General features: G+C 29.9%; 11 protein-coding genes. 7 read left to right on the top strand and 4 right to left on the bottom strand.

What is annotated here, in order from left to right; translation table 11 throughout:
* The first annotated feature begins 83 nt into the window (after positions 1–83).
* Both ACUSRV_RS11465 and ACUSRV_RS11460 read left to right on the top strand, forming a co-directional pair.
* Positions 84–1,823 (top strand): hypothetical protein, encoded by a 1,740-nt coding sequence (locus ACUSRV_RS11465; RefSeq protein WP_490142096.1) that lies wholly within the window; start codon positions 84–86, stop codon positions 1,821–1,823.
* A gap of 183 nt (positions 1,824–2,006) precedes the next feature.
* Entirely contained in the window at positions 2,007–2,924 is a 918-nt protein-coding gene (locus ACUSRV_RS11460) for an AEC family transporter (protein WP_490142095.1), read from the top strand.
* Positions 2,925–3,028: 104 nt separating this feature from the next.
* Here the strand turns inward: ACUSRV_RS11460 and ACUSRV_RS11455 are convergent, their stop codons facing one another.
* The 3 genes from ACUSRV_RS11455 to ACUSRV_RS11445 form a co-directional block, all read right to left on the bottom strand.
* Positions 3,029–4,300 (bottom strand): nucleobase:cation symporter-2 family protein, encoded by a 1,272-nt coding sequence (locus ACUSRV_RS11455; protein ID WP_490142145.1) that lies wholly within the window; start codon positions 4,298–4,300, stop codon positions 3,029–3,031.
* A 306-nt stretch (positions 4,301–4,606) separates the two neighbouring features.
* Complete coding sequence (locus ACUSRV_RS11450; protein ID WP_490142094.1) at positions 4,607–4,783, bottom strand: ATP-binding protein; 177 nt, start codon at positions 4,781–4,783, stop codon at positions 4,607–4,609.
* A gap of 27 nt (positions 4,784–4,810) precedes the next feature.
* On the bottom strand, positions 4,811–5,182 hold the full coding sequence (locus ACUSRV_RS11445; RefSeq protein WP_490142093.1) for a pyridoxamine 5'-phosphate oxidase family protein: 372 nt from the start codon (positions 5,180–5,182) through the stop codon (positions 4,811–4,813).
* Positions 5,183–5,386: 204 nt separating this feature from the next.
* Here ACUSRV_RS11445 and ACUSRV_RS11440 point away from each other — a divergent pair, with 204 nt between their 5' ends.
* The 4 genes from ACUSRV_RS11440 to ACUSRV_RS11425 all read left to right on the top strand — a co-directional run bounded on the left by ACUSRV_RS11440 (position 5,387) and on the right by ACUSRV_RS11425 (position 11,476).
* A complete protein-coding gene (locus ACUSRV_RS11440; RefSeq protein ID WP_490142092.1) occupies positions 5,387–5,890 on the top strand; it encodes an Rrf2 family transcriptional regulator in 504 nt (167 codons plus the stop codon).
* Between the two features lie 208 nt (positions 5,891–6,098).
* Complete coding sequence (gene helD / locus ACUSRV_RS11435; RefSeq protein WP_490142091.1) at positions 6,099–8,345, top strand: RNA polymerase recycling motor HelD; 2,247 nt, start codon at positions 6,099–6,101, stop codon at positions 8,343–8,345.
* A gap of 253 nt (positions 8,346–8,598) precedes the next feature.
* Entirely contained in the window at positions 8,599–9,303 is a 705-nt protein-coding gene (locus ACUSRV_RS11430; protein WP_490142090.1) for a response regulator transcription factor, read from the top strand.
* Positions 9,278–11,476 (top strand): HAMP domain-containing sensor histidine kinase, encoded by a 2,199-nt coding sequence (locus ACUSRV_RS11425; protein ID WP_490142089.1) that lies wholly within the window; start codon positions 9,278–9,280, stop codon positions 11,474–11,476. The genes ACUSRV_RS11430 and ACUSRV_RS11425 overlap by 26 nt, the downstream gene beginning before the upstream one ends.
* 56 nt (positions 11,477–11,532) lie before the next feature.
* On the opposite strand, the gene ACUSRV_RS11420 is transcribed toward ACUSRV_RS11425, so the two are convergent.
* Positions 11,533–14,022, bottom strand: coding sequence for an EAL domain-containing protein (locus tag ACUSRV_RS11420; RefSeq protein WP_490142088.1), 2,490 nt, complete (start codon positions 14,020–14,022; stop codon positions 11,533–11,535).
* A 183-nt stretch (positions 14,023–14,205) separates the two neighbouring features.
* Here ACUSRV_RS11420 and ACUSRV_RS11415 point away from each other — a divergent pair, with 183 nt between their 5' ends.
* Positions 14,206–16,272 carry a methyl-accepting chemotaxis protein gene (locus tag ACUSRV_RS11415; protein ID WP_490142087.1) on the top strand — a complete coding sequence of 689 codons (2,067 nt, stop codon included), beginning with the start codon at positions 14,206–14,208 and terminating at the stop codon, positions 16,270–16,272.
* Positions 16,273–16,303: the final 31 nt, after the last annotated feature.

The following is a 16,303-nucleotide window of genomic DNA, read 5'->3' as shown; positions in this document are numbered from 1 at the left end:
TTCAGTTTTGGCATGAAAATTGCTATATAGTTATATAGCAATTTAATTCACATAAAACTTATTCGGAGAAAGGTGGAACAATAATGAGCGAAGTAATGAAAACAATGTCTTTTGAAAGAATTCTTGAGCTATCTCTTCAAGATTATTATACAAAAGGAAAGATATTTGAAGTAGAGGAAAAGGATTTTTTTAAGGATATCGATAATAGTATAGAAATGGATTTTTGTGGAGAATATTTAAAATTCCCAATAGGTCCTGCAGCTGGCCCGCATACACAATTAGCTCAAAACTTTATAGCAGGTTACCTAACAGGTTGTAGATATTTTGAACCTAAGACTGTTCAAATAGTAGATGGAAAAGAAATGCAAGAGATGATAGCAAGACCATGTATAGATGTTAAAAATGTAGGATACAACGTAGAATGGTCTACAGAATTAACAGTTCAAGAAGCAAAAGAAGAATATGTAAAAGCCTCAGTTTTAATGCAAGCTCTAGCTATTGAACTTGGATTATCAGATGTAAAAGATTTTATACTTAATATAAGTGTAGGATATGACCTTAAAGGAATTCAATCAGAGAAGATTTCTAACTTCATAGATGACCTTAAAGATGCAAAAGACACTGAAATATTTAAAGAGTGTATAGAAGTATTAAAGAAAAATATAGACAAATTTAAAAACTTTAAATTAGAAGATATAGATAAGATAACTTCAAAGATTACAAATATAATTACACTTTCTACAATGCACGGATGTAAGGCAAGTGAAATTTTAGATATAGCAACTCACTTAATATCAAATAAGAAGATAAATACATTATTAAAATGTAACTCTACATTATTAGGATATGATGCTGTAAGAGAAATCTTAGATAACTTAGGTTACAATGATATAGAATTAAAGAGAGATGATTTTGATCACGACTTACAATTCGATACAGCTAAGGAAATAATAGCTAAGTTATTAGAAACAGCTAAGGAAAACAATGTAGAATTTGGAGTTAAGTTAACAAATACACTACCTGTAGTTAATACTAGAGGTGTTATGCCAGGTGAAGCTATGTACATGTCTGGAAAACCATTATATCCAATAGCAATAAATGTAGCTAAAAACATTGCAAATGAGTTTGGTGGTATAACTATGTCTATGTCAGGTGGAATAGATAAGAACAATGTATTAGATGTATTTAAAACAGGAATTGCTCCTATAACTATGTCAACATTATTCTTACAACCAAAAGGATATACAAACAACAATTCTGTATTAAATGAAATGAAAAAAGCAGGTCAAGCACCTAAGGGATTAAATCTTGAAGCTATAAGTACATTAGCAGATAAATCAAAGATCGATGTTAATTATAGAAACAAAGGCAATGGAAAAGTTTTAGAAGACAAGCTAGAAACTTTTGATTGTTTAAAGAGCTGTGGAATATGTGTTGATGTCTGTCCAAATAGAGCGAATATGAAAGTTGTTGTTGAAGAACTTTCGGCTAATTACCAAATATCTCACATCGAAAATATGTGTAATGAATGTGGAAACTGTCATATGTTCTGTCCAAGAGGCGGCTTCCCATATCTTAAAAAAACAACTATTTATAGAGACTTAGAAGAGTATAAGGATTCAAAAAATCCTGGTTTATTAAGAGTTGCAAAAGATAAATTCTTATTAAGAGAAGATGGAGAAGAATATATCTATGTAGCTAATTCAAAAGAAGATAAGAGTAAGTTAGAAATCACTGCTGAAACAATATTAAGAGATTATCCTTATTATGTTGATAATATAGATGCTTTAGGTGAAGAAGGATTAAAAAACTTAGCAAAATAAATTATGAATTGAAAAACTAGGGATTATAGGTTCCTAGTTTTTTTGCATCTTTGTATATTGACAAATACAGAAATTTATCAAGAAATATGTACAATAGTATATAATAAAGTAATGTAAGTAAAAATAATTAGATTAATAAAGTGAATTTTGTTAATAAAATTGTAATTAGGAGGTATAGTTAAGATGCCAACTGTTATAAATAGCGTTATCTCTTTATTCTTAATAATGCTAGTAGGTGTTTATTGTGCAAAAAAAGAAATTATAAATAGCGATGTGAACAGGGGTTTATCAAGTATACTCCTTCAGATATTGCTACCTTGTATGGTTATTACATCATTTAGTTTAACATACGATGAAACTATAAGAGGCAACGTAGCTAAGGCCTTTTATTATAGCTTTGCGGTATATATTATAATGATAATTGCTTCTAAATTATTAATGATGCCAGTCAAAAATGAAAGAAAGATTATAATGCACTTTTCAAATATATTTACTAATACTGGCTTCATTGGTTTTCCTATATTAAATGTTATATATGGCCCAGAGGCTGTTATATACGGTTCGATATTCAATGTGTTTTTTAATATTTTTATTTGGACCTATGGAATTATAATATTTAAGGGAAAAATGGAAAAAGAAGAATTCAAAAAAGAATTGCTTAAAGCTCTAAAAAATCCATCTCTTATTGCTGTGTATATTGGAATAATAATGATGATATTTAACATTAAATTACCAGAAGTGATTTTCAGAAGTGTAAGTTCTGTAGGAAATATGACTGGACCTCTATCTATGATAATAGTTGGAGCATTGGCATATAAGGTAAATATAAAGGAATATCTAAAAGAATGGACATTGTACTACGGTACTGCTGTTAACCTAATTATAATACCGGCTATTTTGTATTTAATATCACTATTAATTAAAGATAGATCTATAGTTGCAAATTCTGTAATTATTCTAGGTGCAATGCCAGCTGGAGCTATGACTTCAATATTTGCAGACCACTTTGATATACAAAGAGACTATGCATCTGTAGTTGTAGTTACTACTACATTGCTATCGGTATTTACTATACCTATACTTTTGAAATTAATAATGTAGAAAAATAGGGCTGTGAGAAATCTGCAGCTTTTTTATTATGTTAAATAAGAAGTTAATTATAGTAAATAAAAAAGCGAGTAAAAATTTACTCGCTTTTTTATTCATTAAATATGTGTTGAAGCTGCATCCGCTGCATGGGCAACATCACTTACGTTACCATATGTAGATTTATCTCCCCAATTTAAAACTGCATTTAATACTATTGCAAACACAGCTGAAGTAGTTATAGCACTGCCAAATATAGTTTGCACCATTGAAGGCATTTGACTTAATATCTCAGGTTTTACTGTAATGCCAATACCTAATGCAAGCGAAATAGCAGTTGTTAACATATTGCTAGATTTAGAAAAATCTACATGGGCTAATGATTGGAATCCAGCTATAGCAACAGTTGCAAACATTATTGCTGTTGCTCCACCAAATACTGGAGCAGGAATTATTGTAGCTAATGCTGCAAATTTTGGACATAAGCCAAGAATCATTAATATTCCACCAGCTGTAACGACAACCCAGCGGCTGTAAATTTTTGACATTGCAACAAGACCAATATTTTGGGCAAAAGTTGTGTAAGGGAAAGAATTAAATATTCCACCAACTACAGTAGCTAATCCTTCAGCTCTAAATCCTTTGACTAATTCTTTTTCTCCAATATCTTTTCCGCAGATTCTACCAATACCAATTAAACTTCCTGTTGATTCAACCATAATTATAAGCATAACTAGAAGCATCAGACCAATACTTGTTAAATCAAATTGTGGTGCTCCAAGATAGAATAATTTTGGTAATCCAAACCAAGCAGCGTCAGCTACAATTTTCATATCAACAAGTCCCATTGGTACAGCAACTATTGTTCCAACAATTAGACCAATAAGAACAGATAAAGATTGAATAAAGCCTTTAAAAAAGTTATTACATACAATAACAACTAAAACAGTGAAAAATGCTAATGCTAAATATTTTGGATTACCGAAATCTGCTACATAACCACCACCCATGTTAGTGATTCCAACAGGTATTAGAGATAGTCCAATCATTGTTAGAGTAGTTCCGGTAACAACTGGTGGAAAAAAACGTAGTATTTTACAATAAAGTGGAGCGATTAAAACAACAATAATACCAGCTACGATAATAGCTCCAAAAGCAGTCCTCATTCCAGATGTGCTACCAATAGCTATGAGCGGGCTAACAGCGGCGAATGAACAGCCTAGAACTGCCGGTAGTTTAATACCTGCAAAATTACCAATACCAAGAGTTTGGATAAGTGTAGCCAGACCACAAGCAAAAAGGTCAAGTGCAACAAGGGTTGCCACTTGTTCTGGTGATAACTTAACGGCGGCCCCAACTAACAATGGAATTGCGACAGCAGCCGCGTACATAGCAAGAACATGTTGTAATCCTAGTGGAATAAGCCTTTGAATAGATAACATTTCATTGGACCTATCTCTGATTTCTTTGTTTTCCAATAAGTTTCCCTCCTTTAAAATATAGAATTGTTTATTTAATATATATGTATGAATTTTCAGAAAGTGAATAACAATTTCAAATTTTGAAATAAAATATTTTCTTATTATATATTTAAACTATATGTAATGTATTTTAGTTTATATAAAAAATAAGACCTAGAACTAATTCTAGGCCTTATAAAAACTAAATAAAAAGATTCTATTTTTACGTTTTTTTAGTTAATTTATTGAAATGCATTTCTTAGGACAAGCAAGTTGACAAGCGCCGCAGTCAACGCATCCAGATTCGTCAATTAATCTTTTTCTATCTTCTCGATGAGTTATACAACCAACAATACATACTCTTTGGCAGATTCCACAACCTACACACTCAGAATTATTAATTTTTCTTGACATAGTTTTTCTCCCAAAGTTTAAAATTCTTTATAGTGTTTGCTTACAAGAATCAACTGTAATTTCTAAAACTCTTGTTAAGAATGGGTATTTTTCCATCATCATATTAAAGTGTTCGCCACTTTTTAAGAATCTAGCAGTACCTTCAAGTAATAGACCTGTTCCCATATATCTATATCCCATTACTTCTTTAGTACCCATAGTTAATTTAACCTTAGGGTTAATATTAATATTTTCTTCTGTTTTAATCATAGCAGCTGCAGGAATTAGTATTTTATTTCCTTCAACAACAACTAAATAGCTATTCCATGTATTAGAAACATGAGCCTCATTATTTGCACAAGTTACAATAGATACTACTCCTTCGTGGTTTATTACTTCAAAAAACTTATCATTTAACATAATGTAATCCTCCTTTTATTATGGATAAAATTTATCGTCGATAATTATTATCTATAATTAGAATATAATAAATTTGATTTTAAGTCAATAAAAATATTATAATGAATGTAATAAATGTTGATGGTAACATGTATACCTTGATTGAGAAGAAATAATAGGCTATTATAATAGAATATAAAAATTATATTAAAGGAGAATAAATGAATGAAATTTTCAGTTGGTGTAGAGTATGCGCTACATTGTTTATTATATATGGTAAATTTAGAGGAAGGCAGATCAGTAGGGATAAGAGATTTAGCAACATTTCAAGGTATATCCGAGACATATTTATCAAAAGTATATGCAAAATTAAGTAAGTCAGGAATTATTAAATCTGTATCCGGTGTAAAGGGTGGATACGCGCTAGCGCGTAAAGCAGAAGAAATAACGTTTTGGGATGTTGTTGAAGCCGTGGAAGGTGAAGAACCATTTTTCCAATGTGCAGAAATAAGACAAAACAACATACTACTAGATAAAGAGAATTTACCAGATACACATACAAAATGTCCTTGCTTAATTAAAGTAGTGATGTTAGAAGCAGAAAATGAAATGAAAAAATATCTAAATAATAAGACGCTAGGATGGTTATATGATGAAGTATATAATAATAAGCTTCCAAAAGAGGCGGAAAAAGCAACAATCGAATGGTTTAACAATATAAGAAAGTAGTGATGATTATATTAAAAAAAGACATTTGTCTAATGACAAATGTCTTTTTTATTGACACAATAAATTAAAAGTGATACAATTAATTCATTGTCACTTTTCTCTGAATATGTAAAACATAACTTCCTAATTATATTATATATCTTTGCAAAAGCAATGTCAATAGATTTTATAAAAAATATTACTGAATTATTCACTAAGGAGGGGTATTATGAACAAAAATGACTTTGAATGGAAATCTGAGAATGAATGGCTACAGAATGTGCTTAAAGAAGTAAGAAAACAGCTTGATGAAAAACGTGACATGAAAGAAAAATTCAAAAAGGACGCCATTGAAACACAAAGGGAAATGTGGCAAGATGTAGGATCCCTTTCCATAGGCAATGGACTTGAGCAGATTGCAGAATTTATGTCATATATAGATACTATGAAAAGACAGAAAAGAAGCCATGAGTTCACAGCAAAACTTCAGGAAAAATACGAGAAGATGCTTTTGTCACCTTACTTTGGAAGAATGGATTTTATTGAAAATAAAGAGGCAAGGGATGAGAAGTATTATATTGGAATCTCAAACCTTATTAATGATGATTATGATTTTCTTGTATACGACTGGCGAGCACCTGTTAGTAGCATGTTTTATGATTCCGAAGTTGGAGCAGCTAAATACACATGCCCTGAAGGGGCTATTGATGGAGAACTAATACTAAAAAGACAGTACAAAATTAGTAATGGTAAACTTGAGTATATGTTTGATAGCAATCTTAAGATAGATGATGAAATCCTCCAAGATATATTGAGTAAGAGCGCCGATGGTAATATGAAAGCTATAGTAACAACTATCCAAAGAGAGCAAAATAAAGTAATTCGTAATGAGGATTACAAAAATATAATTGTTCAAGGGCCTGCTGGAAGTGGGAAAACTTCTGTTGCCCTTCATAGAATTGCATATCTTTTATATAAACACCGTGAAAAAATAACACCTAAAAACATAGTAATATTCTCACCAAATGAAATTTTTAATGATTATATTTCTAATGTATTGCCGCAGCTTGGTGAAGAAAATATGTATCAGACAACATTTAAAGAATATATGCACAAGATCTTAGGTAATGAACTTGTTAAGGAAGACTACTGCGATATGATGGAATATATTCTTGCCTCAAAGAAAAATCTAACATATCAAAATAGAATATATAATATAAAATATAAGTCTTCTATGGAGTTCATAGATGTACTAAAAAAATATGTCGCTTATATTGAAAAAATGGACAAGAACTTTAAAGATATAATTATTAGAGGTGAGTTAATAGTATCATCTAAAGATTTACAAGATCTATTTTTGAAAGACTATGTACAACTTCCTCTTAAAAGAAGACTTCAAAAGATAAGAGAAAGAATTTTGTTCCTTATAGAACCTTATGAAAAAAATATAATTGAAGAAACTGCTGATGAACTTAGGGATTCAGGTTCTTATATAGATAAAGAAGAAATTAAAGAGATTAGTATGTCTAATATAAAAAATGAAATGAAGGATATATATTATGAAATAAATAAGATGACAGATTTTGATTTAGTAGATATCTATAAAAACATTTTTGAGAAATTAGAAATTTTTGTTGAAAGCTCTAATACTGAATACTCTAAAAAGCAAATTGATGAAATAAAAAGATATACTTTAGGCAATTTAAATGCCAGAAAGCTTAACTATGAAGATCAGCCCCCTCTTCTATATCTTAAGAGTGCACTAGGAGACATTCCTAAAACATCAGAAATTAAATATGTTATTATTGATGAGGCTCAGGACTATACACCGCTTCAGTATGAAATTTTTTATCAGCTTTTCCAACATGCTAATATGACTATACTAGGTGATCTTAATCAATCTATAAATCCGTTTATGAACGTAGGAGATTATAATAATATTTCTAGTATATTTCCGAAAGACAATACTTGCATAATAAATTTAACTAAAAGCTACAGATCTACAATGGAAATTACTAAGTTTTCAAGAAAGCTGCTTAACAAGGAGATGCCAGATGAATATGTAGAAAGAAGTGGAGATAAGCCTTTAGTCCTTGGTTTTTCCACAGAAGAAGATATACAAGAAAGAATTATTGAGGATATAAAATTATATAAGGATAAAGGATACAAATCAATTGGAATAATAACAAGGACTGTAAAGGAAGCGAATGAGGTATACGGATTGTTAAAAGATAGGGTTGATGTTAAAGCCATAATGAAAGATGATGATGAATATGTAAGTGATACCCTTGTAATTCCGGCCTATCTTGCTAAAGGGTTAGAATTTGATGTAGTACTTATCTATAATGTAGGGAATGAAAATTATTGCTGCGAAGATGAAAGGCTGCTACTTTATACCGCTTGTACCAGAGCGCTTCATGTTTTATGCATATACTATTCAGGTAATATTACACCATTAATTAAAGAAAGTTATTAAATTTATTATTGTAATTAAAAGAGTGAGTTTTTAGTTAACTAAAAACTCACTTTTTATGTTATTTTCATTTAATAAAAATCTTAAGAAAATCTTTAGAATTATATCTATATTATCTTTAAAAATTAGGAGTAATATATAGATATTCAATAGATAAGCTTTAATTTTGTGAAAGGGGGAAGTACGAATTTTGATGCGATTAAATAACTATCATATTGTATAATAGGGTTATAAGCCTATGAAGAGAGGTATGAGGATGAACACATATAATATTTTAGTTGTGGAAGACGAAATTGATATAGCTATTGCAATAGAAGCATATTTAGTTAATCAAGGTTATAAGGTTTTCATTTGTAGCAATGGTATTGAAGGTCTTGAGATAGTAGAAAGGGAGAATATACATCTGGCCATTGTAGATGTAATGATGCCTAAAATGGATGGAATAACATTTGTCATGAAACTTAGAGAAAATCATGATTTCCCTGTAATAATGCTATCAGCAAAATCTGAAGATGTTGATAAAATAATGGGACTTAATATGGGTGCTGACGATTATGTAACAAAACCATTTAAACCCCTTGAGCTTTTGGCAAGAATAAATTCACAGCTTAGAAGATACAGCAAATTCTTAAATATGGTCAAGGAAAATAATATAAACCATAATGTATTTACAGTTGGAGGATTGGAGCTTAATAGTGATACAAAGGAAGTAACTGTAGATGGGAATTTAATTAAGACTACGCCTAGTGAGTTTAAGATTCTTAACTTACTTATAAAAAATCCTGGAAGAGTTTTTTCAGCACAGGAAATATACGAGAGAGTTTGGAATGAACATGCAATAAACACAGATACAATCATGGTTCATGTTAGAAATATAAGAGAAAAGATAGAGATAAATCCTAAAAATCCAAGATACTTAAAGGTGGTGTGGGGCGTTGGATACAAAATTGAAAAACAATAGCATTAAATATATTATATCTATAATAGTATTTTTATTAATATTAACTTTATCAGTAGGAATGTGCTATACATACCCATTTATAAAAGATAATGCAAAACAATATGAGTATAATGTCTTTGAACAAGAGAACTTTTTATCAGATTTATATCGCAGCAATTATGGAATATATTTTAATACATTGAAAAATATAGAAAATAATAATCTAAAACCTTCAGAGATTCTTTTAGATTCAGATGCTATGAAAAATAGAGAAAATGAGTATGGCGAAAATGATGAAAATAACACTGAAGTTCTAAAAGAATTTGACATGAGTATTAATAGCTACCAAGAGAATTTAGATGCAAATTTAAAAAACTTAAATTACTATGCTGTAAATAAGGATAACAATTTAATTAAGAAAAGAAATGAAGGTAATATAAATTCTCTAATAGATGATGAAGTTAATACAAATGTTATTGAAGATTTAAAAGATGAATATAGTTTTTATATGGTAATTGACTACGATGAAAATGGCGAAATGACTATAAAAGATGTTTATGGAGCAGATAAGCTAACTGTAGGTAACATACTGAAAAATACTGTAGTAGAAGCTCCATATGATTTGCAAATGAAGCCTATAAAAAACATGACTTATGTTTATGCAGTACAAAAAGAGTTAAAGTATGATGATTCAATATCTAGCTATCAAAATCAAAGTAGAATTCAATCATATAACATAGCTGCATCACATTTTGTAACTATAGCTCTTCTTGTAGTAGTTGCTCTTGGGTTAATAATCCCATATAAGATTTCAAGAGATACAATTGGGTTTAAGAAATTTGCAAAAATACCTTTTGAAATAATTGCATTTGTATCAATGTTTACTATAGGAGCTGTTATTAACGATTTATCTTATGAAATGATAAAAGCTACATTAGAAGGGAATTTAATTAATCTTACTCCAATGATTACAGATATAGCAACTATTAGAACACTTGAAAGTATAGTAAATATTCTTTTCTGGGCTATTAGCTTTGGAATTGTATTTATGACAGTTGTTTTAATAAAACATATATTAAGTGTTGGTATTATTAAATATCTAAAAGAAAACACATTGACATACAAGATCTTTGAAAGTATTTGGAGAGTTGCTAATATGCTATATAACTATTTAATAGATATAGATTTAAGAAGTGAAGAAAACAAAAAACTTAGAATATTATTAGGTGTAAATTTATTAATATTATGTGTAATAAGTACAGTTTGGTTCTTTGGAATAATACTATCTATTATATACACTATAGTATTATATAAATTAATAAGAAAGAACTATAGTGATATAAGCTACAAATATAATAAGTTACTTGATGCTACAAATGAAATAGCTGAGGGGAATTTAGATGTAAATATCGAAGAAGATTTAGGATTATTTAATGGATTTAAAGATGAACTACAAAACATTCAAAAGGGATTCAAAAAGGCAGTTAATGAAGAAGTAAAAAGCCAAAAAATGAAAACCGAGCTTATAACAAATGTATCCCATGATTTAAAAACTCCTTTGACATCTATTATTACTTATGTTGATTTATTAAAAGATGAAAATCTTCCAGTAGATAAACGCAGGTCGTATTTAGATACATTAGATAGAAAATCACAAAGGCTTAATGAGTTAATAGAGGATTTATTTGAAGTAAGTAAGGCTACTAGTGGAAATGTAAGTTTAAACATAATTGATGTTGACATGGTTTCTTTAATGAAACAAACCTTATTAGAACTAGATGATAAAATACTTAAATCATCATTGATCGTTAAGACAAATTATCCAGAAGAAAATGTAATACTTCCTTTAGATAGCCAGAGAATGTATAGAGTATTTGAAAATCTAATACTTAATATAACGAAATATGCCCTAGAAGGTAGTAGAGTATATATAGATATTATTAACAAAGGCGATAAAGTTGAAGTAGTACTTAAGAATATGGCAGCTAATGAAATAAACTTTAGTGTTGATGAAGTTATGGAAAGATTCGTAAGGGGAGATAAATCACGAAATACTGAAGGAGCAGGTCTAGGCCTTGCAATAGCTAAAAGCTTTGTAGAGCTTCAAGGTGGAAAGTTAGATATAGTAGTTGATGGTGATTTATTTAAGGTTGTAATTACATTTGATAAAAAGTTGTATAATATTACGAAATAAAGTTGCATATGTTAATGATTTTGATTCAAAGTTTTTATAATAAAAAGCCTATATCATTAGATATAGGCTTTTTCAGGTTTTAGAATATTGTTGTTTCTTAATATAGATTCAATTTCATTTGCAGGTAATGGTTTATAGTAATAAAATCCTTGGATTTCATCACACATACGTTGGTTTAAAAAATCGAGTTGTTGCTCTGTTTCTACTCCTTCTGCAATAGTGTCTAATCCTAGATTATTTGCAAGTACAATAATGGCTTTTGCAATTGCTTCATCTTTATCACTCATGTTTATTCCGTGGATAAATGGCATGGCAATTTTAATCTTGTCAATAGGCATTTGTTTTAAGCGGCTAAGTGAAGAATACTCTGTACCAAAATCATCTATAGAAATTGTAATACCAAGCTTTTTAAATGAGTTCAAAGCTTCAATAACACCATTGACTTCATTCATTGCAATGCTTTCCGTAATTTCTAGTTCAAGATACTCTGGACTTAAACCGGTTTCTACCAAAATTTCTTCAACCTGTTTTGATATATCAGGGTTTTGAAATTGAGATATGGAAAGATTTACTGCCATACGAATTTTTGGTAGACCTGCATCTTGCCATAATTTATTTTGTTTGCAAGCAGTTTTTAGTACCCAATCCCCAATAGGAATAATTAAACCTGTTTGTTCTGCAACAGGAATAAATTTACTAGGAGGAATAAAACCTAACTCAGGGTGATTCCATCTTAATAATGCTTCTAGACCAATTATTTTCTCAGAAGAAGAACTTACCTGAGGCTGATAATAAAGCATTAATTCATTTCTTTCCAAAGCGCGGTATAAGCTATTAGTTAGAGTCATAGTTTCCATGACCTTAGACTTCATAAGTGGAGTACAAAGTGAATATTGGTTTTTGCCATTTTCTTTTGCTTTGTACATTGCAATATCTGCATTTTTTATTAATGTAGTTGCATCTTCACCGTCAGTTGGATATAAGGCAACCCCTAAACTTGCAGTAATATAGAAATCTTGATTATTTAATTTAAAACACTGTTGAAAACTATTGATAATTTTAGTTGTAATTTTTGTAATGTCATTAGGTTCTGTAAGATTTTGCACCATAATAATGAACTCATCACCGCCAACGCGAGAAACAACGCTATCTTTATGTACACAAGATACAAATCTTCTAGAAACTTCTTTTATTAGTTCATCGCCTTGGTCATGGCCCATTGTATCATTTACCATTTTAAAACCATCTAAGTCAATATAAATAACTCCAATTGGCTTTTCTAATGATTTAGAAAGCAAAATAGCTTCTCTAAGTCGATTACCGAATAATAGTCGGTTAGGCAGTCCTGTTAAATGATCATGATATGCTAGATGATAGATTTCTTCTTGTATACTTTCTCGTTCTATAATTTCAACTTGTAAAAGTTCATTGGTTTTTGAAAGTTCTAGAGTGCGTTCTTGAACTTTTATTTCTAAATTTTCTGCAAGGGTTCGATATTTTTCTTCGCTTTCTCGTATTTGATGCTCTGATCCTTCTAGCTTATCCAACATATCGTTGATTCCTTCTGATAAAACAGAGATTTCATCTTGCTTTATTTGAGGTTCTAAACGTATAGAAAATTCCCTTTTGTCCCCTATATTTAAAACTTCTTTGCTTAATTTTAGTAATCTTGACAATATGTTTTTTTCTACAAAAAATATTATAGTAATAGCAAATATGAAGCCAGCTGCAATTAATGAATAAAGCACATAGTTTATGCCTTTCTTCCCTATAAGGCTTACATCTCTAGGCATTTCTAGACTTAAGCTCAATACTGGCTGTTTGTAAATGTCTTTTAAGATTGTAGAGGCAAGAATTTTATCATTACTTAGCTTCACAATATCTATATTAGATGTTTGTTTGTTTTGTCCAAGGTTTTCTAAAGAGATGTCTAACTTAAGCCTACTTGATAATTCACTTACAGCTATATCATCTAAATAACGTCCAATGACTAAAGTTCCACGTACTGGTCCTTTAAAATCACTTTTAATAATAGGATGAGAGGCTATTAACATAGGTCCTTCCGGTAGCATAATGATTCCTTTTACTTTATAGTTTGAGTCAGTGGTTTTAAATATATGTTTTTTTTCTAAAGCTTCTTTTATCTCAGTAGAAACTGATATAAATTCTGTATTCTTAATGTCCATTCCCTTGGCAAATACATATTCCCCTGATTCATTAATAAATGCCATTAAATTCAGATTAAGAGTCAAAAATCCGTCTTTATTTAAATTATCAACTATATATTCCTCATTTTTATCCTCGATGAATTCGTAGGTATCGTCCCACGCTCCCCAATCTTTTGCAATAGAAGATAAAGTAGATGTCTCAAGGTCAATGGAATTCTTAACTCTATCTATATTTTCATCTACATTTTTCCTTTCTAATTCGTTAATGCTGTTCATCATAATTGTGTTTAATAATAAATATATTGAAAAAATTAGGATAATAAACAGCAAAGTAAAAATTTTTATTGTGCTATGGCGAAGAGATTCAAATTTTGCCATAAAGTGTGTCCCCCTTTAACTGTGAATAAAACATGCATGTACATTTTACCACAAATACCATAAATAACTAAAGGATATAAAGATTTATCCGATAAATAATTGGAGGTGGTAAAAATGTTCAAAAAATAGGCTTATAAAAATAAGTCAAAAACGCAAATCAAAACATAAGGAGATAAAGTTAGAATGAATTTAAAATTAAGACAGAAGAGTACATTCAAAAGTAAAAGCGTAAAAACAAAACTTGCATTTATAATTGTTTGTTTTGCAGTAGTGAGTAGTTTATTATTAGGTGCAATTACAAGTTATTTAAATTATAAGAGTTCTAATGCTATTTTATCAAATACAGTTGTAGAGACTACTGAGCAAGCATCTAAAAATGTTTCTCAAAAAATCATAAATCTTAAAACCGTAGCAGTCCAAACAGGTATTATGCCAATTCTCTCAGATCCTAAGGTAAGTTTAGAAGAAAAACAAAGAGTTATAACTGGACAAGAAAAATTATATGGCTTGGTTGAGGGTCAGATTAAGGATACAAAGGGTAGGGATATCTTCAGTGGAGATAACTACTCTGATAGAGAGTATTTTAAAATTTCTATGACAGGAAAAGCATATGTAAGCCCACCTATTATTAGTAGAACTACAGGGGAACTTACAATTGTAATTTCAGCACCTCTTTGGGAAGGCGGAATACAAGGAGGAAAAATAGTAGGAGTTATAAGTTTTGATGTAGATAAAAACTTTTTTAATGATATGGTTAAGGATATAAATATAGGTGAAAATGGTGATGCTTATCTTGTAGACAGTGAAGGAACAACAATTGCAGACGAAGATATTAGCCTTGTCGGCGTAGAAAATACTATAAAAGAAGCAGAAACAGATCCAAGCTTAAAACCTTTTGCAGAAGCAGACAAAAAACTTATATCAGGTGAAATAGGATATACTGATATAAAGTACGGCAAGGAAAATTGGCTTTTAGGATATGCTCCAGTACAAGATACTGATGGGTGGGGTCTTGGTGTAATGGTAGATAAAAATGACTTCCTTGGGGATATGTATACTTCAATAATTATTACAATTATATTAACTATAGTATTTACTATAATGGCATTTATTGTGGCAATAAAACTTGCTAATAAAATAGGAAATCCATTAAAAGAATGTAGCGAAAGATTGAAAAAGCTAGCTGAAGGTGATTTAAATTCAGAAACTATAGTTATAAATCAAGATGATGAAATAGGGTTAGTTGCAGATGCTACAGGTAAAATTGTTACCGATTTTAGAGAAATGATAACTGCATTGTCATATATATTAACTGAAATTAGTAATGGTAACTTAGATATTAATGTAGATGATGAAAAGTTAAGTGATTTATTTGTAAATGACTTTGAACCTATGTTAATAGCTGTAAATAAAATTATTGATAGTTTAAATGATACTTTAACACAAATAAATGTTGCAGGAGAACAAGTTGCAATTGGTTCAAGTCAAGTGTCAGAAGGTGCACAAATACTTTCTCAAGGGACTACAGAACAAGCAAGTTCAATTCAAGAACTTTCAGCAACTATAAATGAAGTTTCATCACAAATAAGACAAACTGCCCAAAATTCAGTAAGAGCAAGGGCAATATCTGAAAAGTCAATGACTGCCACAGATAAAGGAAAAGAACAAATGAAAGAAATGATTTCTGCAATGGATGAAATTAGCAATGCATCAAATAAAATTGGAAATATAATAAAAAATATTGATGATATAGCATTCCAAACAAATATTTTAGCACTTAATGCAGCTATAGAAGCAGCTCGTGCTGGAGAAGCTGGTAAAGGATTTGCTGTTGTTGCTGATGAAGTTAGAAATCTTGCTGCAAAATCTGCACAAAGCGCACAAGATACATCTGATTTAATTGAAAAAGCACTTAAGGCAATAGAAAACGGAACAATAATTGTTTCAGAAACTGCAAAGTCTCTTGAAGAAATTGTTTCTAGTACACAAAAGTCAGCACAAGTTATACAAGAAATTGCAGATACAACTAATGAACAAGCTGAACATATCAATCAAGTAAATATTGGCGTTGAACAAATATCTGCAGTTGTACAGGCAAACTCAGCAACTTCTGAAGAAAGTGCTGCTGCAAGTGAAGAGTTATCAAGCCAAGCTTATATGTTACAAGAACTTATTGGTCAATTTAACTTAAAAAATGAAAAAGATAAATACTTTGATGGCAAAATGTTATTTGATAGTGAAGAATTCTAAGTATTATATTATTGTTTAGTAAGGAGCCCCT

This window comes from Sporacetigenium sp. TC11 (assembly GCF_058146105.1).
Note: the sequence above shows the minus strand (reverse complement) of the source record. Positions and strands in the feature narration are given on the sequence as shown.